This is a genomic window from Corynebacterium argentoratense (assembly GCF_021491455.1).
In the GTDB taxonomy this organism is placed as follows: Bacteria; Actinomycetota; Actinomycetes; order Mycobacteriales; family Mycobacteriaceae; genus Corynebacterium; species Corynebacterium argentoratense_A.
Genome location: NZ_JAKETN010000003.1, coordinates 259,684 through 279,744, shown reverse-complemented (window position 1 = coordinate 279,744; position 20,061 = coordinate 259,684). Strand labels below are relative to the sequence as shown.

12 protein-coding genes are annotated in these 20,061 nt (G+C 59.9%); 4 read left to right on the top strand and 8 right to left on the bottom strand.

Features of this window, described 5'->3' with window-relative positions; all coding sequences use genetic code 11:
• Window positions 1-114: 114 nt before the first annotated feature.
• Window positions 115-3,225 (bottom strand): UPF0182 family protein, encoded by a 3,111-nt coding sequence (locus tag L1C91_RS05705; RefSeq protein WP_419178713.1) that lies wholly within the window; start codon window positions 3,223-3,225, stop codon window positions 115-117.
• Window positions 3,226-3,449: 224 nt separating this feature from the next.
• Here L1C91_RS05705 and L1C91_RS05700 point away from each other — a divergent pair, with 224 nt between their 5' ends.
• On the top strand, window positions 3,450-3,968 hold the full coding sequence (locus L1C91_RS05700) for a PPA1309 family protein (RefSeq protein ID WP_234858448.1): 519 nt from the start codon (window positions 3,450-3,452) through the stop codon (window positions 3,966-3,968).
• A 9-nt stretch (window positions 3,969-3,977) separates the two neighbouring features.
• Complete coding sequence (locus tag L1C91_RS05695) at window positions 3,978-4,709, top strand: beta-N-acetylglucosaminidase (RefSeq protein WP_234858396.1); 732 nt, start codon at window positions 3,978-3,980, stop codon at window positions 4,707-4,709.
• 17 nt (window positions 4,710-4,726) lie between these two features.
• Here the strand turns inward: L1C91_RS05695 and L1C91_RS05690 are convergent, their stop codons facing one another.
• Window positions 4,727-5,725: a YlbL family protein gene (locus L1C91_RS05690; protein ID WP_234858447.1), complete on the bottom strand. Its 999-nt coding sequence runs from the start codon at window positions 5,723-5,725 to the stop codon at window positions 4,727-4,729.
• 256 nt (window positions 5,726-5,981) lie between these two features.
• On the opposite strand from L1C91_RS05690, the gene L1C91_RS05685 reads away from it, so the two are divergent.
• The gene (locus L1C91_RS05685) at window positions 5,982-7,559 is read left to right on the top strand and encodes a zinc-dependent metalloprotease (RefSeq protein ID WP_234858395.1); all 1,578 of its coding nucleotides are present in this window, start codon (window positions 5,982-5,984) and stop codon (window positions 7,557-7,559) included.
• A 197-nt stretch (window positions 7,560-7,756) separates the two neighbouring features.
• The gene (locus L1C91_RS05680; protein ID WP_234858394.1) at window positions 7,757-8,644 is read left to right on the top strand and encodes a hypothetical protein; all 888 of its coding nucleotides are present in this window, start codon (window positions 7,757-7,759) and stop codon (window positions 8,642-8,644) included.
• A gap of 4 nt (window positions 8,645-8,648) precedes the next feature.
• On the opposite strand, the gene L1C91_RS05675 is transcribed toward L1C91_RS05680, so the two are convergent.
• From L1C91_RS05675 to L1C91_RS05650, 6 genes are all read right to left on the bottom strand, one after another.
• Window positions 8,649-10,694 (bottom strand): ATP-dependent DNA helicase UvrD2, encoded by a 2,046-nt coding sequence (locus L1C91_RS05675; RefSeq protein ID WP_234858393.1) that lies wholly within the window; start codon window positions 10,692-10,694, stop codon window positions 8,649-8,651.
• Window positions 10,672-11,106 (bottom strand): NAD(+) diphosphatase, encoded by a 435-nt coding sequence (locus tag L1C91_RS05670; RefSeq protein ID WP_020975705.1) that lies wholly within the window; start codon window positions 11,104-11,106, stop codon window positions 10,672-10,674. Before L1C91_RS05670 ends, L1C91_RS05675 begins: the two co-directional genes overlap by 23 nt.
• A gap of 10 nt (window positions 11,107-11,116) precedes the next feature.
• Entirely contained in the window at window positions 11,117-12,127 is a 1,011-nt protein-coding gene (locus L1C91_RS05665) for a potassium channel family protein (protein ID WP_234858446.1), read from the bottom strand.
• Window positions 12,128-12,244: 117 nt separating this feature from the next.
• A complete protein-coding gene (locus tag L1C91_RS05660; RefSeq protein ID WP_234858392.1) occupies window positions 12,245-15,724 on the bottom strand; it encodes an ATP-dependent helicase in 3,480 nt (1,159 codons plus the stop codon).
• Window positions 15,714-19,013 (bottom strand): ATP-dependent DNA helicase, encoded by a 3,300-nt coding sequence (locus L1C91_RS05655; protein ID WP_234858391.1) that lies wholly within the window; start codon window positions 19,011-19,013, stop codon window positions 15,714-15,716. The genes L1C91_RS05660 and L1C91_RS05655 overlap by 11 nt, the downstream gene beginning before the upstream one ends.
• A gap of 17 nt (window positions 19,014-19,030) precedes the next feature.
• Window positions 19,031-20,053 carry a hypothetical protein gene (locus L1C91_RS05650; RefSeq protein ID WP_234858390.1) on the bottom strand — a complete coding sequence of 341 codons (1,023 nt, stop codon included), beginning with the start codon at window positions 20,051-20,053 and terminating at the stop codon, window positions 19,031-19,033.
• Window positions 20,054-20,061: the final 8 nt, after the last annotated feature.

Below are 20,061 nucleotides of genomic sequence, written 5' to 3'. Positions count from 1 at the left end.
GGACGAAAACAGTGCGCAGCTCACGCGGGGTACGCCGATAAAAAAAGAACATGTGCTACCCCCATGCGGTGGTAGCACATGTACTGCAAAACTTACGTTCGTGTAGCAGGAGCGCTACTGATAACGCTGATATTCCTTCACTGCGCGATCCAGTGCATCCAAGGCCTTGCCATATTCTTCAAACGACTTACCCTTCGCCGCATCCAAATCAGCCAAAGCCTTGTTGACTGCATCCAAAGCCTTCGCGGCATCGCCCGTAGCAACCGGCAAGCCACCTACGTTCTTCACACCCGCGGCGTCATCACCCTTAGAGGCGTCTGCAGGCTCCCCGTCTGCCTTAATCGCATCCGAAACCTTGGCGACTTCTTCAGCTCCACCCGTAGCGACGGCCTCATCAAGATCCGATGTTTCACGCGGGTCGATACCGACCTGTGCCAAGGCCTCAGCGATGGTGGGGGCGTAACCCACCTTGCCGTTGTAAGACACCAATACACGGAGCAACTTCGGGAAAGCCGAATTCTGGTCCTTACGCTCCGAGTACAAAGGCTCCACGTACAGGATCTCACCGCCACCCACAGGCAAGGTCAGCAAATTGCCGTTCTTCAACGTCACCGAGTTCTCCCACAAGGAGCGGTCACGCGCAATCTGGTCCGAAGACATCATGGTGTCCTGCGCCTGGGCGGGTCCGGGTGTGGTGCTCTTGGTGCTCAACACCCGCATGGTGATGTGACCATAGTTATCCGGGTCGCTCGACACCGACATGTGCGCGGCCAAGAACTCACGGCTCAACCCACGCAGAGGGGAAATCACCTGGTAACTGGGCTTACCCGTCTTGGGATCCGCAGCAACAACGTAGTACGGCGGCTGGTTGGGTTTCGCGTCCGACTCATGCTCAGCATCGATCTTGGTCGTAGAGTTCGGGTCCTTGACAACCGACCAGAACGCATCCGATGTGAAGAACACCCGAGGATCATCCACGTGATACTTCGTAATCAGATCGCGCTGAACCTTGAACATGTCCTCCGGGTAGCGCAGGTGATCCCGCAGCTGATCCGGAATATCAGACTTGGGTTTCACGGTATTGGGGAACACGCCCTCCCAAGCTTTAAGAACCGGGTCCTTGTCATCGAATTCATACAGCTCAACCGTGCCGTCATAGGCGTCCACAGTCGCCTTCACAGAGTTACGGATGTAGCCCAAATCAGAATTCACGTTGGTCTGAAGATTACCCGTGGGATTGAGGCTGTCCCGCGTGCTTTCCTTCAGGCTTGTGCGCTGCGAATAAGGCAAGTTAGACAAGGTGGTGTAGCCGTCCACGATCCACTTGATCCGGCCATCAACCACAGCCGGGTACGTTGCCGAATCCGTCGTCAGCCAAGGGGCCACAGCCTCAACACGGCTGCGGGGATCGCGGTCGAAAATGATCTTCGAGGAACCATCAATACGGTCGGAAAGGATCAGCTTCAACTCGCCATACTTCGCGGCAAACAGGGCGCGCTTGAAGATGTTGCCGATCGGCACACCACCCTTCCCCTCATAGGTGTAGTTGGAAAACTCTGTGTCGTATTCCACAGGCCCATTGGACACACCAACGATGGCGTAATCCTGCTGCGAGGGAACATCGGCGATTACCGGACCGTAGTAAATACGGGGCTGCTCGAGCTCCAGGCCCATCTCTTTAGCCCCCTCGCCAACACCATTGAGGTCACTTACCTGGTAAATCGGGTATCCACCACGGGTGGAACCAGCATCCAGCACTGCTTCATCAACACGGTTAGCAGGGGCAGCAATAAAGCCATTGCCATGGGTGTAGACAGTGTGGCGGTTGATCCAGTCCTTCTGGTTGTCACGCAGATCATTTGCGTTAATCTCGCGCGCTGCCACCACATAATCCCGCAGCTGGCCGTCCACCGTGTAGCGGTCAACATTGAGAGTCTTGGGGAAGCCGTAGAAGTTCTTCAGCTGTTGCTGCTGAGTGAAAGTCGCCGACAGGATTTCAGGATCCAACAGACGAATGTTTCCCAAGGTGGCGGCGTCACTAGCCACAGCCTCAGCGCTGGCCCCCTTGTCACCCCAATCCCGCTCGTAGGTGACGTTGTCATCAGTCAGGCCGTAAGCCCACCGAGTGGCCTCAATGTTTCTACCAATGTATTCGGACTCTTTTTCTTGACGGTTCGGAGACACCTCGAATTTCTCAACCAAACCCGGCCACGCACCACCGATAACAAAAGCAGACAGCAGCATCAGTACGGTCGCGACGGCAGGAATACGGAGATCGTTCAAAACAATCGCACTAAAAAAGGCCGCCGCGACAACACACGCGATAATCGTGAGCAGCATATTCGCCGGCAAAACCGCATTGATGTCGGTGTAGCTACCGCCGTCAAACATGCCGTTGTGAGCAGACAGCAGATTGTAGCGATCAAACCAGTAGCTGGCTGCACGCACAATCATCCACAAACCTGCGAACGTTGCTAGCTGCACACGCGCGGCACGGGTAACGCTCATCTTGCCGCCAGCCAGCTGCTCCCCGGGGCGAATGCCACCGAGTATGTAGTGGAAGATCACGCTGATCACAACCATCACGAACAGGATCAGCGACGCCATGCTCAGCAACATTTGAATGAACGGCAGCTGGAAGGCGTAGAAGCCCATGTCCTTCGAAAATTGCGGATCAACGCGGCCGAAATCATCGCCGTGGAAATACATCAACACTGTGCGCCACTGGGTTTCCCCCATGAAGCCTACGAACACAGCGAAAACAACAACCACCGCGCGCATCACCTTGCGAAGGCCCTGCGCGATGGCTTCCTGGTAGATAACTAGAGGGCTTTCAGCACCACCGGTGGTGGCGCCGAAATCATCTGGGACAGTGAGTCCTTCGAGGCTGCCCAAGCCGCCCTTGCCGAACAGGTCTTCAATTCCGACGGAATCGCCGCTATCGGCAAAGCCTCGAGATGGGCGGAAGCGAAAAGCCAACGCCGCCGCCAGGTAAGCACCAAGACCGCCGGTGAGGCCAGCGACCAAAAACAGCACGATGCGGCTGACCCACATGGTGCTAAACACCGAGGTGTAGTCGACTTCGCGGAACCATTCCCATCGGGCATAAAGGTCTACGATGGTGGGGGCAATGACTGTGAGTAGCGCGACCACTGCTGCCAGGGTCGAAACTATTTTCACCCGCCTGCTCGTTTGAGCATTGGGGCGAGACAGACTGAAGGACAACTTCAGCTCCTTTTTCTTTATGTTGCTGCGCGTTGCTTAAACGGTAGGATCCACTCTAGCGATATCTGTCTCACCGCGAGCGCTCGTCGCTGTAAAGAAAATGTTGGGCGTAATTGTCGATTGTGCAGGAGTCATACATGTCGGACGAAGTCAACGAGTTTCTAGGCTCATCGCCCGAGCTTTTCCAACCCGTCGAGCTGTCTGCGCAGGCACTCAACCGCGCAATGCTCGAGGCTGTTGAATTTGTGCATGCCGAGGGGTGGGACAACCGTCCTGTGTTGTTCGCACTGGTCCCCGCTCGCATTTTGATGCAGGCAACGGGTGAAATGTTCGGCGATGACGCGGATGTCTCCCCCCTATCGCTGATCATCCAGGAGGCAATCCCTGAGCACATTCGCCCCGGTTCCGATGAACTTGGCGATTACCTTGCGCGTATTGCCTGGCCGGAGGAAGTGGCCGGCGTGATTTTGGCGCAGGAAATCGAATTCCTTGATTCCTCTGCCGACGACAGTGATGACGCCGCGGGGATTGCTGATGAGCGCCGGCCTGCGCGCATCTTCTCCGGGGTGCTGCGCTCCCAGGAGCAGCTGACGTTGCTACAGCTTCGCCCGACGGAGGAAGAGCTCGCAGCAGCCGGCCCCTTCGCAGAGGACAACATCGAGCTTAAAGGCGGCCCCGGGGTAGCCCCGGGTGTAATCAAGGTTTTGTCGCACACGTTGCTTGCTAGCCCGGAGGATATGTAGGTGCCCACGATGACGCACTCTTGGTCGTTCAACAAAGCCCCGGCCGGCACGAAGGCCGGGCGCTTTCGCCGCGGCACAGTGACTGTTGGTGTATGCGTCTGCCTCGCGACGTCATTGGTGTCTTGTGGTTCAGACAACCAAGCCCCTAAAGACACGACAACGCAGTCGCCTTCGGGAAGCTCCACCACCAAGCAGAGCACACCAGCGGAGTCCTCAGAGCCGACGAGCTCCTCGGAGAAAACCTCCACCAGCGCATCCAGCAAGTCCTCCTCGTCTGGACCCTCGGACGACAAAGAAAAACCCGCGAACAGCAAGGACAAGGAGTCTTCGAAGGAGCCCTCCAACGAAACCACCTTTGCGACGAAGGACGTCGCGGAAGCAGCCCGCACCTATGGCTCCCTGGCCCCCGACTCACTCTTCGAGCAGTTCACCGAGTGCTCGCACATCAAATTTGATGAGTCCACGCAGTGCTCCGGGCCGGAGGTCGGCCAATTCATGTTCTACGCCAACGAGGCCAAAGCCGCCCGGACCACTCAATACCTGACGGAGCTCAGAAGCTCGAGAGTGGTGGAGGATTCGGGTGATTTTGTGGTTGGGTGGTCCACCGTCGGCACCACCGCGCTGATTACCGCGATTGATAACCGCAAGGGTTTGGTGCTGCAGCACATGATGAGCTCGGATGACGCCGACCCGAAGGAAACAATTTTCGAACTCGGGTTGGCCAAAGCCCAGCAGCCCTAAAGCAACTGTCCCCTGCGTTAGGAGGCCTCACAGGTGGCGTAGGGTTTGCCCTGGTTGTAGGCCTTCAGCCCGTCGACGGCGTCTTTGAGGGTGTTGACCTTGATGATCGCCATGTCGCCCTTGTCTTTCTTACCTGCGCGGGCAACTTCCTCGCAGTTGTCGGCTGGCGCTAGGAACACTTCCGCCCCGTCCTCACTGACGGTTTTCATTTTGTGGGTGATTCCGCCAATAGGTCCCACCGACCCGTCCGCTTCAATCGTTCCGGTTCCCGCAACGTATTTTCCGCCGGTGATTTCTTCGGCGGTGAGTTTGTCCACGACCGCGAGCGCGAACATCATGCCGGCGCTGGGGCCGCCGATGTTTTCCAGGTTGTAGTCGACGCTGATGTTGTCCACTGTTTTCGGGCTGAGCAGTACGCCGAGCCACACGACGTCAGGATCCTGGGGGTTGGATTCCAGCTTGATAGTGACGTCGCGTTGCTGTCCGTCGCGGGTAAAGCCGACGTTGAGTGTGTCACCGGGCTTGTGGTCGCGGACAGCGTGGACTACTTCCACCGGGGTGCGCACAGGATTGTTGTTGATGGAATCAATAATGTCGCCGGCCTGCATCTCGCCTGCGGCGGGAGCATCTTTGACGACCTCTGCGACCTCTACCTGAAGGGGGTAGTTGAGGTAGTTGAGGGCCGCGAAGGTCGCCGAGTTTTCCGACTGGGCGAAGGCATGCTGGTTGAGCTCGTTAACCTCCTCTTCGCTCATGCCTTCTGGGTAGAGGTCTTTGAGCGAGATGAGGGTGTCGCCTTCCACCAGCCAACGATTGAGGGTTTGGGCTAGCGTCATGTTGCTGCGCACTGCAACAGTAGTCATGTTGAGCTGGCCTGTGGTCGGGTGGGTGGCTGCCCCGTCGACGCTGACGATTTCTTTACCTTCGAATTCACCCAGGGTGTTGAAGGTCGGGCCGGGACCTTCTGCGCCAACACCCGTGGTCAGGTCAATGCTGGTTCCGGGGATGTGCGTCATGTTTGCAAGCGCGACCAAGGCAAGTGCGGTGGTCAATGACGTCGCGATGACGACGCGGCGGGTCCTACTGCTGCGCTGGGTCCGTGGTTGTGGTTGGGCGACTGTATTCGACACGTGGGATAGCGTACCGCCTTGATGCGCATCGGCTACACACATCCCCAACGGTGGGGCTTGGCAGCTGGTTAGTTTTGTACGCTGTTGGCGAAAGTGAGCGTGATTCATGGCGTGCCCAGCACGCTACCGGTACCGTGGAGCTATGAGTAGCTGGTTCGGTTTCGGAAATCGTGGCGGGGACGACCCCAACGATGACAACAAGGGCGACAACACCAACGGCGCCAACAAGGGTAACCAGGGCGGCCAGGGCGGTCAGGGTGGTGGCGAGGATCCCAACACCCCACCCAATTTCGGTTTCGGAAACTTCGATTTCTCGGGCACCCCAGAGGAGCTCATGAAGCAACTCGGAGAAATGTTTAAACAGTCCGAGGGGGGCTTCCAGGTATTCAGCTTCGGCGCTGATGGCGATGGGCCCTTCCCCTTCGGCGCTGGTGATGGCGGCCCCACCCCGTCCTCTGAGCAGCGCGCGCAGGCTGCTGAAAGCGCTGCGGTAGAGGCGGCGTCATCAATGGGCAAGCAGCTGCTGGATAGCGGAAATGTTCGCCCCCAGGATGCTGCAGCGGTGACCGAAGCTATCCGCCTAGCTGAATTATGGCTCGACGAGGCCACTGTTTTTCCTGCGAGTTCCGGCCCGGCTACTGCCTGGACTCCCCGCACATGGTTCGAAAACACCCTGCCGACGTGGAAGCGTTTCATCGGGCCGATCGCCGTGGGCATGGACGGCGCCAGCCAGGCCACTGTGCCGCCGGAACTGTCGGGTTTGTTCGGCGGTGTTGGGGTATTCCTCGCCAAGGCCGCGGGTCAGGGAGTTGGCCGCAACATGGGCCAGCAGATCACGGACCTTGCAAAGCAGACAATCGCTGGCTGTGATTTCGGGTTGCCGCTGGTGACGTCCGCCGTTGGTATTTTGCCCGCGAACCTCAACCGTTTGACCTCGCAGTTGGATGTGCCGGCTCAGGAAGCACTGGTGTTTGTCAGTGCTCGGGAGGCCGCCCGCCAGCGCCTGTTCCAGCACGTGCCGTGGCTGGTGGAACTAGTCGTTTCGGCGGTGGAGGAATACGCTGCCGGGTTGGAATACGACAACAGTGCTTTTGAGGAAGCCCTGCGGGATATCGACCCTGCCTCCATGGAGGACATGGCGTCGATGCAGGACTTTGCCCGCAAGATGTCCGAGCAGGATCTTGCGCCGAAGATCATCAGCAAAAATCCGAAGGCGCTTGAGCGTCTGGAAACCATCCTCGCCCTCATTGAAGGGTGGGTCGACCATGTGGTGTACACGGCGTTGAAGGATCGCCTGCCGTCCGCGAACACAATGTTGACTGCCTGGCAGGTTCGCCGAGCTACCGGTGGCTCTGCAGAAACCGTGTTTAAGAATGTGTTCAATGTGGAGATGCAGGCGCCGAACATCAAGGGTGCCCACAATTTGTGGGAGCGTGTTGACGCCGCAGTGGGCCTGGATGCGCGCGATGCTGTGTGGAACCACCCGGACTTCCTCCCTGTTGCCAGCGACCTGGAGTCCTCCGCTAGCTTCATCGATGGGCTGCTGAGCTCGAAGGATGAGCAAGACTTTGACCCTATTGCGGAGATTTCCGCACTGGAGGACATGCTCAAGCAGCAGGCAGAGGACAGCGAAAGCGGCTCCCGCACTCAAGATGATGAGGATGACGCCGCGGGCAACGACAATGATGACGCCGATGGGGACGCAGATTCGACGCGCTAAAAATCTGCTGCCACGGTAGAATGCTGGACAACGCATCCGCTTCCTAGTCCGCCCCCGCATCCTCGGGTGCGGGGGCGGACTAGTGGCAGCGTGCGCAGGGGGTGTAAAAGGTCACGAAATTTTTATCGAGGGGGACAGTCGTTGTGACTATTCCACTACCGCACACAGCAGCGGGATTACACGGGGCGGGAACTCATGTGAAGCTCTCTCCTTCCGCCGCCGCGCATGTTCGCTCGCACGCTAACGGACAGTCGGGTCGGCAGGAGTTTTTCATTCAATTTGGTTCTGACGCAACCAAAACAGCCATGGTGCGCATCGGAGACAACGGCACAGTGGCGCGCAAAGTAGCTGCGGCGTTAAACGGCTTTGACAGCCCCGTTGCCATAGAGACCGCAGCCCGGCGCCTGCACCGATGCGGTTTATCAACCGCGGCAACCCACCTGCTTTTGTCCGAACTGCTGGCCTACGACATTGTCCTATCCCACCACCCGGCTCCTTCCGTGGCGTTGATGGGTAATAATCGTCTAGCCTTGCAGATCCGCCAGCTGTTATCTGCGCATGGCATCTCTGTTCGCATCCCTTTGCAGAATGAATCCGCGCCGGCTTTCCTAGCGGGCACACCTGCAAGCCGCCCAATAGTGTCAACCGCGTCGATGCCGGTGCACAGGCAGGCTGAACTAGCGCGGGCGGTGAGAAACTTTGGTGGCGTCTTTATCCCCGTTCGTGTTGCTGACGGCCGAGGTGTTGTCGGGCCGATCAGCATCAATCATTTCGGCCCCTGCCCTGTGTGCGTTGATATGCACCATGCTGCAGCCGATCCGCATTGTTCACTAGCCAGCAGGCAGGCTTTCACTCCCCCAGATCCTGATGTCCTCACCATGGAGGAAGGTTTTGTTGCATCCTTTGTGGCGGCGTTACTAGCTCGCCACTATGGTGCGGCGGGGCCGCCGCCAGGCATACGGCACCACCAGTCGCAGCGGCTTCCGCAGCTGCAGGCCGGCGCAATGTTCGAGCTCAGTCCTTTTCTGGTGGACATCAACACCACGGTGGTGCAGGCCCACCCTGGATGCCCGGTGTGTTGGTAGTGGGCTAGGTGAACTGGGCTAGTGTTTCCAGCACACCATCCCCATAGGCATCCACTTTAACCGGCCCGACCCCGGAAACCTCCAGCATGGCTTCCTTTGTTGTCGGCAGTGCCTCTGCCAAAGCCAGCAAAGTGGCGTCAGAGAACACGACGAATGCGGGAACACCCTGGTCTTGGGCTATGTCTTTTCGCCAGGCTCGCAGCGCTTGGAACACCTCTTCGTCCGCACCCCCAGGGTGAGTAGCGCACCTCCGCAGAACTTTTTCTGCTGGGGTTGTCAGTTCCTCGCCGCATTCGGTGCAATAGCGAATCCGCGAAGCACTGACTTTGCTTGTTCGTTGTTCCGGCGCGTCCGCGACAATGCCATCGAGGAACCTGGTGCGTTTTCGAGTGGCACGTCCGCCTTCCTGACGGGCAGCGGACCATGACAGGTAGAGGTGTGCGCGGGCGCGGGTAATACCGACGTAGAACAGGCGACGTTCCTCCTCGATGGCATAGTCAGTTCCGCTTTTAATGGCGTGGCTGATGGGTACAGAGCCTTCGACGAGGCCAACGAGGAACACCGCATCCCATTCGAGGCCTTTGGCCGCGTGCATGGATGCCAAGGTGACGCTGTTCATCGTGGGGGGATGCTTTGCTTCAGCGCGCTGCCTGAGCTGGCTAATCAAGGTGGGCATGTCTGGTGGCGCTAGTTCCCCAATAAGCTCCTTCAGTGCTTTGAGGGACTGCCAGCGCTCCCTAGCCCTCTCACCTTGAGGCTCTTCCGGGGTAAGCCCCAGGGGGATGAATGTGCGCGAAACAACCTCGTCAACGGGGATGTCACTCACATCGACTGCCCGCGCCAGTGCACTGAGGGCTTCGCGTATTTCTGCACGCTGGTAGAAGCCTTCTCCTCCCCGCATCTGGTAGGCGATGGATTCTTCCTGGAAGATTTCTTCATATCGAGCGGATTGGGCGTTGATGCGGTACAGCACGGCAATCTCGCTGGGTTGTACGCCCTGGCTGATCAGTTTTTTAATCTTGGCTGCAACATCACGGGCCTCAGCGACTTCATCAGGGTGCGAACTGAAGGTGGGTTTGGGGCCTTGTGGACGCATGCCTTGCAGCTTCAGCATGGGGATGCGGTTGTTTACCCCGGGGTGGTGTGCACGGCTAATGACCGTATTAGCCAGGTCTGTGATGTGCGGGGTGGAACGGTAGTCGCGCTGCAGCAGCTTCACGGCAGCATGCGGGTAGCGGCGCGAAAAGTTCAGCAGGTAGTCAGGTGTGGCGCCGGTGAAGGAATAAATGGTTTGGTGTGCGTCTCCGACGACGGTGATGTCATCGCGCTCCCCCAGCCAGCCGTCAAGCACGCGCTGCTGCAGTGGGGTGACATCCTGGTATTCGTCGACGACGAAACTGCGGTATTGTTCGCGGAATTCTTCTGCGACTCCGGGTGCATTTTCCAAGGCTGCGGCCGTGTGCAGCAGCAGATCGTCGAAGTCCAGCAACATGCCTTCGTCGGTGGTTTTCATTTCTTCATAACGGCGGTACGCTGCGGCGATCTTCTCCGGGTCTGCCGGTGGCCGCCGGTCACTGTGTTTCTGCGCCGCTTGGACATATGTTTCAGGAGTCAACAGCGTCGCTTTGGCCCATTCGATTTCACTGAGGACGTCGCGAACCATGTCGGTGGAGTTGTCGAGCCCGACGCTGCGCACCGCGCGGCCGACTAGGGGGAATTTATTGTCGATGAGCTTCCACTGGAGGTTTCCCGCAATGCTGGGCCAGAAATAAGACAGTTGCCTGCGTGCGGCGGCGTGGAAGGTACGCGCTTGGACGCCGCCGATGCCCATGTGATTGAGCCTCTCCCGCATTTCACCAGCTGCACGTGCTGTGAAGGTGACGGCGAGGACGCGCTGGGGCGCTACGAATCCTTGATCGATGAGGTTGGCGATGCGGTAGGTGATCGTCCGGGTTTTTCCGGTTCCTGCGCCCGCGATAATGCAGACAGGGCCGCGGGGTGCTGTGGCGGCTGCGCGTTGGTCGTCGTCAAGGTCGTCTAGGTTGATCATGTATCCACTCGTTGATCATGCGGCGTGCAATTGATGCTGGGTTAGGCAATTGTTCTTTGCCCAGCGCTTCGATATCGTGTCGGGTCATCCAACGGATTTCTTCCAATTCCCCGTCGGGTTCCCCCACCACTACCCCATCACTGTCGGCAAAAAAGCCGAGCATGAGGGTGTTGTTGCGCCAAGGCTGGCTACCCCAGTACTGCACATTATGGCAGCGCAGTCCGGTTTCTTCCATAAGCTCACGTGCAACGGTGTCTTCAATGGTTTCCTCCACGGAGACATAGCCCGCGATGAGGGAGAAGAAACCTGGCCTTTGGGCGTTGCGTGCCATAAGGAGCGTGTCTTTGTTGCGGACTGCGACGATGATGGCGGGGTCAATCCTGGGGTAGGTTTCCTGCGGGTCGGCGTCCATGGGTGCTCCTTTAGGAATCGAGCGGGCGGCGTACGTACAGCAGTCGGTCGCCGCTTTCCACGGTGGCCGCCTCGGGGGTGCCGATGCGGTACAGTATCCCACCTCGGACGAGCCCCAAAATGATGTCGGGCAACTCGCGCGGATTAATTCCGACTTCCATATCGCTGGCTCGGCGTTCGACGATGCTCAGCCCATCTTCGGGGCTCAGCAAATCCTCCATCATCTCGACCACAGAGGGGGTCACGGTTGCCAAGCCGAGCATCCGGCCTGCGGTTTCTGAACTGATGACTACCTGGTCGGCGCCGGATTGTTCCAGCAGGTGTACGTTTTCGCTTTCTCGAACGCTGGCGACCACCGTGGCGTGGGGGGCGATTTCGCGCACCGTCAGGGTGACCAACACTGCGGTGTCATCAAGGTTGGGTGCGACCACAACGGCGCGTGCGCGTGGAACGCCCGCAAGTTTCAGCACATCTGTCTTCGTGGCAGAACCTTTGACCGTGACAAGACCATGATTGTTCGCTGCTTCGAGTGCTTGTTCGCTGGTATCGACGACAACGATGTGCCGGGGATCGGCGCCGTCAGCCAGCATCGCTGACACGGCGCTGCTGCCTTTAGTTCCGTAGCCAATGACCACTGTGTGATCGCGCATGCTTCTCCTCCAGCGTTGGATTTGTAGGGTCCGTCGGGTTTCTTCTGTGAGTACCGCCAGCGTGGTGCCGACGAGCAAAACAAGGAAGGCCATACGAATCGGCGTAATCACCAAAGTGTTGATGAGGCGGGCGCTTTGGGTGACGGGAACGATATCGCCGTAGCCTGTGGTTGATAGCGTGACTGCCGAGTAGTACAGAGCATCGATGGCGGTGAGTTTTTCACTGTATCCGTCCTGGTCGGCGTAGACAAGGATTGCGACGAACACCAGCAGGATCAGCGCATAGACCACGCGTCGTGTGATCAGCGCCCTGGGGCTTGCAGAGTCATCTCTAGGAATATTGATGACGTTGAGAAGCGCGTGGTCGGGCATCGTTTCAAGCTGCTGGTCCTCCCGCAGCCACCCTGCGCTGCGTTGGGAGGAGCGCCGCCGTGGGCGGTGGTAGTAACGGCGACGTCGTTCGTGGTGGGGATTCATCAGGTTGCCCTCTTATGCCTCAAGCATCGCTGCCAGTGCCTCGGCGTCTGGAAGCTCGTTCGGGGTGAAAGTTTCATCCCAAGCAATGTAGTGGAATGCGGCCCGAATCCCCAAAGGGGACACCGGCTGTCCGCTGCGTTCGCTTAAGAGTTGCGCCCAGGCTTGGCGGTAGACCGCGAGCTGGATGATGGCCGCTTCCATTTCTTTTGTGCTGCGGGCGCGGGGCGGTTTTCCGGTTTTCCAGTCGAGAACGAGCCAGCCGTCTTCGTCTTTGAAGATGGCGTCGATGCGCCCGCGCACCAGGTGCGTGCCGATTTTCACTTCGAAGGGGTGCTCGACGTACATGGGTGTGCGCCCAGCCCACTTGCTTGCAAGGAATTTGTCTTTGAGTTCCTGCAAGTTGTCTGCGTGGGGGTCCTCGTAAAGTTCGCCCATGCCGGGAAGGTCGTCTTCGTCGATCAGTCCGGAGCCACCGAAGCGGTCTTCGAGCCATTGGTGCAGTGCTGTGCCGCGTTTTGCGTAGCTGTTGGGTTTAAATGGCACGGGTCGGCGTAGGCGGCGGGCGAAGCGCTCGGGGTCGTCTTTGAGGCTCACCATGTCGGATGCGGTCAGCCTGGTTCCGATGTCTACGTGGGTTACTGGTTGGTTCAGGCGGGTGTGTTCGTCGATGAGCGCGGTGGCTTCTTGTTCCCACAGCTGATCAAGCTCGGCTTCGGCTGTGGCCTCTGGGAGGTTCTCCAGTGCTTCGGCGACTAGTCCTGCGCCGTGCTCGACGTGTTCGCGTCGCTGCCCTAGGTAGTCCCGGGGGTAGCTGCCGATGGATTCGTCGAGGTCTTCAAGAGGGCGACTGGGGATAATGACGTCGCGTTGGGCTAGGCGCCGCTGGACGGCGATGGGGATGAGCTTGGGGTTGAGCGCTGCTTCTTCCGGTGTGTCGTCCTCTCCGAGGATGGACAGTGCTTCGCGCAGCCCCATGGGGAGCTTGGGTTTGTCGGGTACTGTCCATTGCTCGTCTTCGGCGGGTTTGAGCTTGGCTAGTCGCGCGACCAGGTCAATGGGGGCGCCCATCTGCCAGTTTCCGCTGATGGTTAGGCTGTCGGCGGCACGGGTGAGGGCCACGTAAAACAGCCGGCGGTCGGCTTCGCGCAACTCGGCGTGGTAGTCCTTTTTGTGTTGTTCGATGGCTGCAGACAGTTCGTTGAGGGTGGTGACGTCGCTGAGGTCGAGCTCGGGAATACCGGTGCCTGGTGCGTCGCCGGGTTCTTCGCAGTCGCCACGAAGTGATACGGGAAGTTGGTCCACGGAGGTGGTCCAGTTGGAATGTTTAGCGCCGGGGCGGGATCCGTCAGCGAAGTAGGTGGAGTTGTCGGCGTGCAGCACAGCGACGTGGTCCCATTCCAAGCCTTTTGACTTGTGCACGGTCAGTATCTGCACGCGGTCTGCACGCACTTGGACCTCGCCTGGGGCCAGGCCGTCTTCGTGCTCGGTGGCCAGTTGAACATAGTCCAGGAAGGACTCAAGGCTGGCCCCGGGTATGCGCGCGAAGTCGGCAACCACGGTCGCAAAGGCATCCAGGTGCGCGGTGCCGGCGGCGCCATCTTCATGTGGGTTTGCCCGCGACAGCACTTCCGTGCGGATTCCCATCACTAGCTCGATATCGTTGAAAATGTCGGGTAGTGACTGGCTGAGGGTGTGGGTGCGCATGTAGCGTAGTGCGGCCGCAAGGTCTTGGAGCCTCGCGTAGCCTTCCACCGAGAATCGTTCCGGCTCGCCAAGGTCTGCCACGGCATCGGCTAGCCCAACCCGGGCCTCGGGTTCTTGGGACACTGCCCCATCGATCTGCTCGCGTAAGTGGCTGACGATACGTCCTGCTGCGTCGAGATCGGGAGCCTGCGCCTTGCCCGCGGCGTCATCATCTGCGGAGACTCGAGCGCTCAAGTTTTTCGCCCGGGCCGCCAATGCCTGCAAATCAGCAAGCGACAGGCCTACGGACGGTCCGCATACGACCCTCAGTGCAGCCGCGGTGTCTTCTGGTCGGATGAGCATAGTGGCCACCGCCAGCATGTCTGCAACTTCGGGGATCTTAAGCAAACCGGCGTCACCGACGATTTCGACCGGTACTCCACGAGCGCGCAACGCATCAGCCACGCTGCGCATGTGGGCGCGCTTGCGGACCAACACGGCCCCCGTAAAACCACCGGCGCCAACACCATCCGCGTAGCGCTGCGCCATGTGGTCGGCCACCCACTGCACTTCTTCTTCTGGGGTGGCGAACCAGCGTAGATCCGTGTGGCCCGGCGCGCTGCCGGGGCGGGCTTGGAGGGGTTGTACGGGGCGGGGTGCGCCGGTGCCGAAGACTGCGTCGGCGACGATGTTGGCCCAGTCGAGTACTGCTGGTGGGTTTCGCCAGGAAGTGGTGAGTTCTTTTTTGGGCGCTGGTGTGCCGGCGGTGAGGTCTGGGAAGTCCCTGGTAAATCGGGGGAGGTTGGCGGCGGTGGCGCCGCGCCAACCGTAGATGGCCTGCATGGGGTCGCCCACGGCTGTGACGCTCAGTTCGGGGTCGACGCCGCCGAAGAGGCTGCGCAACAGCAGCCTTTGGGAGTGGCTGGTGTCTTGGTATTCGTCCAGCATGACCACGCGGTAGCGTTCGCGTTGGCTGGCTCCGACGCGCGGGTGAGACATGACTAGGCGGGCCGCCATGGACATTTGTTCGCCGAAGGTCACCACTGCACGGCGTTTCAGTTCTGCGCGGAATTCCTCGACGATGGGTAGCAGCGCGTTGCGGTCGAGCTGCCGGTCCCGTACTTTCAGCAGGGCTTGGTTTGGTTTTCCGGGTGTGGGCCCGTCGGGGTCTTTGTTGGGGAGGGTGTCGACCATCTCCACCAGGAGGCGGGATTCGTCGATGACCTCTTGCGAGCTGACGACGTGGTTGTCCATTTCGCTGGCTAGACGCAGCACTCGGTTGACCAGCGATCCGGGCAGGACGGTGGTGTCGAGTGTGCCTTGGTGTTGGCGCACTACTTCCAGGGCGATGTGGTAGGTCTCGGCTTGGGTGATGGTTCGAGCGCCGGGTTCTACGGGCAACAGCAGGCCGTATTCCTGGATGAGTGTTGCTGCGTAGGAATCGTAGGTGGCGACGGTTGGGGTGATGGCTTTGAGGCTTTCGCGGATGGAGCCGTCGGGATCAATCTCGGCCAATTGTGGTACCCGTGCCAGGGCTTGGAGGCGCAGCCTGATTCGTTGGGATAACTGCTGGGCTGCCTTTTTGGTGAAGGTCAGGCCCAACACTTGTTCTGGCGCGCAATATCCGTTGGCGACTAGCCAGACGACGCGGGCGGCCATCGTTTCGGTTTTGCCAGCGCCAGCACCAGCGACAACAAGCATGGGGCCGGGTGGCGCGCCAATAATCGCCGCTTGTTGGGGTGTGGGGGGATGCTCTTGACCCAACCACTGGGACAGAGTGACCGGATCGACCTGTGGCTTAGTGGACATCGGTGACCGTCTTTCCTTCCGGGTTGACTGGGCACATCACTTTCGCCGCACAGGTGTCGCACAGGCTTTGGTCGATTGCGAACGCTTCCACGTCTGGCCCCAGTAAGCTTTCCGCGACGTCATCGAATACGAGCCTGAGCCCGCGCCGCATGGACTCGTCTAGTGGGGGTTGTTCGCGCACCGCAGCTTGTTTGTTCTCGACCACGGGGTATACCAGCTGGGCTTCGGCAATGTCTTCACCGAATTGCTCGCGCACCGCCATTTGGTAGGCCATCAGCTGCGGGTTTTGCGCGGCGTCGACTTTGTTAGCTGCGGTGTTGGATGTTTTCAAGTCCGCGATCACTAGGCGTCGTGGCTGCTCACGGGTGGCATCGATTCGGTCTGCACGGCCTTTAATAATGACGTCGCGTTCGGCTACGCGCCCCACAACGTGACGCACCGGCAGCTCTGTAGCGACCAGGTCCAGGTTGGCTGACCTGGACACGGTCCACTGTTGCGTGCGCTCGACAGCTGCCCGCCATTGTGCGCGCACCCTGTTGGCCTGTGCGGACACAGTGGGGGTGATCGCGTCGATTGCTTCCACCACCATCTCACGCGCCTCAGCAAGCCCGGCGGCAACATCCACCGGCTGGGCTGAAGCGTCTGGGGCTGCTTCTTGTTCGGCGCGCACTGCCTCAAAGGCGGCAACGGCCTCTGAAAAAGCGTGCAAAATGATGCCTCGCTGCTGGTAGAACCCTGGCTCATCATCCGGGTCCCAGCGGGACACAACACTGCGTAAAGGACAACCCAAAGCCTGTTCGAAACGCGAAGGATTCACCATCACCGGCCTGCCCGGCGCCTCCAACTGCGCCTGCGACGAAGGGCCATGCACACCCCACCATTGGCCCGGATGAGCACCATACACACCCGCCGTAGCCAACCGCGCCAACTGGCGGGCAGCCTGGCGACGCAAACCCATCGGCGTGGACTGATCACACACCGCGCGCCGCAACTCTGCCACAAAACCAGGCACCGACAGCACCCTCAAACCACCCACAGCCTGCGCTTGCGCATCCCCATCCCGCATGCTCACCCGCACAGGCGTGACGCCCCACGCCGACGCGACGTCATCAACAAAACGGGAAGGCTCGGCAGCCTCCGCAGCATCCGGAGCGTCCACGCACGTCAACCAGACACGATCCACCGCCCGAGACAATGCCACCCCCAGCAACCGACGCTCGGAGACTAAACGCTCGGCAGCACGAGAAATAAACGTGTCCGGCTCGATGCCCTCGTCCAGCAAATCGACCAAACGCTCCTGCAAAAACAACGTTCCGGCCTCTGCCGCCGCAGGCCACGACCCCTCCTGCACACCAGCGACGACCACCGCGCCCCACTCGCGCCCCGCGCACGCATGCGCCGTCAACACGTTCACCGCCTGAGGAACCTGGCCGCGGCGATCACGCATACCCGTCGGCAACTGCTGCTCCATAATATGAGACACGAAACTGTCTATGGATGCGGACGGGCGACGCTCCACCCAGTCACCAGCAGCATCAAACAACGCCAACATCGCATCCAAATCACGATCCGCCTGGGAACCGGCAGCACCACCACGCAACGACACCGCCGACAAATGATCAGACAAACCCGTCGTGCGCCACACCTCCCACAACACCATCTCCACAGACTCCCCCCGCTGCACAGCCTCACGCCCAGCGGAGACCACATCAACAATGCGCTGCAGCACAGCAAGCTCACGCTCGCTCAAAACATCACGCAACGCATCTAACCCCAACACTGCATCCTGACCACAATTGAGCAAGTCAGCCAAACAATCCACAGCACGACGGCCAATGCCCTGACCCGCCGCACGAGCCCGCATCAACTCCGCCTTACGCACACCACGCAACACACGACGCAACACCACCGGATCCGCACCCCCCACCGGCCCACTAGCCAACTGTACAACCTCCGAACGACTCAAAGGCTCCAACACGGCAGCACCCTGCCCTCCCAACGGGACCACCGCACCAGCCCGCGCAGCACGCACAGCCAACAACACAGCCTGCACAATATGCTCCTCCGACAACACCACCGCCGTCGGATCCAAAGACACCGGCACCCCCGCCCCCAACAACACGCGACGCATCGGCTCAACCTCCCCCGCACCACGCACAATCACCGCGATGTCCTCCCACGGCCGCCCCCCCAACAAATGCTCGCGTCGCACCACATCAGCGACCGCCGAAGACTGAGCCGCAACAGAATCCGCCACAACAATCTCCCGCGACGTCATCACCCTCAACGACGCATCAAGACGGCACTCATGAGCAACAGGATGATGCAACAAAAAATCCTCCGAAGCACCACGGAAACCAAACACCGCCTGCTCCGGATCCCCCGCAACAACAGCACAATCAGCCGAATCCACAAACAATGCACACAATCGGGCGGTCTGCGGATCCACATTCTGCGCATCATCCAACACAAACAGCCTCGACTGAGCACGCAACTGATCCAACAAACCCGGATCCGCATTCAACGCCTGCAACGCAGCCGTCACCAACTCCGAAGCATTCAAACGCCGAGCACCCGACAACTCCATCGTGCGCTCATACTCCTCCAGAAACAGCCCCGCAGCAGACCACAACTCGATCCCCCACCGCTGGCCCAACGCCTTCAACTCCTCCGGACCAACCCCGCGCTCCACCGCACGCAACAAAAAATCACGCAACGCACGCGCAAAGCCCACAAGCTCCAACGCTGGGCGCTGCTCCTCCGGCCAATACGCACCCCCCTGCTCATGATGCCCCAACAGCAACTCGCGAATAACCGCATCCTGCTCCGCACCCGTAATCAAACGCGGCAACATGCCCCCATCACTACCATCCGCCTGCGCAGCACGCACCGCCGCAGCACGCACGATAGAAAAAGCAAAAGAGTGCACCGACTGCACTCCCACAGCTACCTGTACATCCGCCCCAACCCCAGAAGCTATACGCGCACCCACAGCTGCCTGAGCACGCGCCGCGGCTTCCTTCGACGGCGTCAAAAAACATACCTCGTCAGCGCGAACACCCCGCCGCAAGGACTCCGCCACGCACTCAACCAACACAGTGCTAACACCCGACCCCGCAGGGCCCGTCAGCCGCCACGAACCACCAGCATCCAGGATCTCCCCCGCACGCTGCGCACTGCGCTCAAAACCCCCAGCAGCAGCATCACAGCGTTTGCCATCAGCACTAAAACGAAGACGAACCTCCGGAGAAACCGGAGGATTAAAACTACGCTGCGGGCGAGAAAGCATAGCCCCCATTGTTCCACCTAGGACGCGTCAAGGCCATCAACCATTAACGACAAATCCTCCACAGCACGAACAAAAGCATCCTCCACCGCAGCCGAAGGCTCAGCACCACCCGCCACCGACAACGCATACACGCCTATGCGCTGCAGCAACGCGCGCGACAACAATGAGTAAAACGCGGCGTCATCAACCAAAGAAAAACGCTCCAACACACCCACCACGTCCCCCTCCGGGGTATCGGGATCCGCCGAAGCAACCAACAAATCAGCAACCACCACCGCGGCCGAATACCCCGCCGGACGCAGCGCACACACCGCATCCGTTACCAACGCGCCAGCGACACCCGCAACAGCACCACCCCTACGCTCAGAGGGCGAAAACAGCACGCAACGACTCACATCCACATGGGCCACCACCTGCGGCGCATCCCCCTGCCCCTCACCATCATCACAACGCTCGACCAGCGCGCACGCACCATCGCAGGCCCGCAACAACGCCTCCGACGCCCACGAAGCATCCACATCCGACCCACCCCCCGGCAAAAACTCCTCCACAGCCTGCACAACACCCCCATCACGCAGCACAGACACATCGCCCCACGCCAACTGCTCAGCACACCCCACCCTGCCCGGAACACCCGGCGGAACCTCCACCACCGAACGCTCCAGACAATCCGCCATCAACCGCTCCCACTGGAAAGCAACAAACAACAGCTGATCCGGACGGGCCTCCCAACACGCATCGACCCACGGACCAGCAAACGTCGCTTTGCACCCAGACACGACAAAACGACCATCAGCCGAACGAACCGGACGCGCAACCTCAAAACCACACGACGACGGCAACTCGGCGATAGCCTCACGCGTCCGCGCAGACCACGCAGCACAAGAAGCATCCGCCACCGGAGCAATCACCACATCCCCCATCAACCAACCTCCGTCCCACGGAGCACCCAACTGGGTCGACGCACCATGAAACTGACCATGAGGCTGAAAAGCTCCACCAATGACCTGGAAAGGCTGCTGATCACTCGACCGACTCATGCCTTACA

Coding starts and splice junctions, on each gene's coding strand:
- L1C91_RS05700 (WP_234858448.1), top strand. CDS start 3,450: ATGCTCGAGGCTGTTGAATTTGTGCATGCCGAGGGGTGGGACAACCGT.
- L1C91_RS05695 (WP_234858396.1), top strand. CDS start 3,978: ATGACGCACTCTTGGTCGTTCAACAAAGCCCCGGCCGGCACGAAGGCC.
- L1C91_RS05690 (WP_234858447.1), bottom strand. CDS start 5,725: ATGACGCACATCCCCGGAACCAGCATTGACCTGACCACGGGTGTTGGC.
- L1C91_RS05685 (WP_234858395.1), top strand. CDS start 5,982: ATGAGTAGCTGGTTCGGTTTCGGAAATCGTGGCGGGGACGACCCCAAC.
- L1C91_RS05675 (WP_234858393.1), bottom strand. CDS start 10,694: ATGATCAACCTAGACGACCTTGACGACGACCAACGCGCAGCCGCCACA.
- L1C91_RS05670 (WP_020975705.1), bottom strand. CDS start 11,106: ATGGACGCCGACCCGCAGGAAACCTACCCCAGGATTGACCCCGCCATC.
- L1C91_RS05665 (WP_234858446.1), bottom strand. CDS start 12,127: ATGCCCGACCACGCGCTTCTCAACGTCATCAATATTCCTAGAGATGAC.
- L1C91_RS05660 (WP_234858392.1), bottom strand. CDS start 15,724: ATGTCCACTAAGCCACAGGTCGATCCGGTCACTCTGTCCCAGTGGTTG.
- L1C91_RS05655 (WP_234858391.1), bottom strand. CDS start 19,013: ATGCTTTCTCGCCCGCAGCGTAGTTTTAATCCTCCGGTTTCTCCGGAG.
- L1C91_RS05650 (WP_234858390.1), bottom strand. CDS start 20,053: ATGAGTCGGTCGAGTGATCAGCAGCCTTTCCAGGTCATTGGTGGAGCT.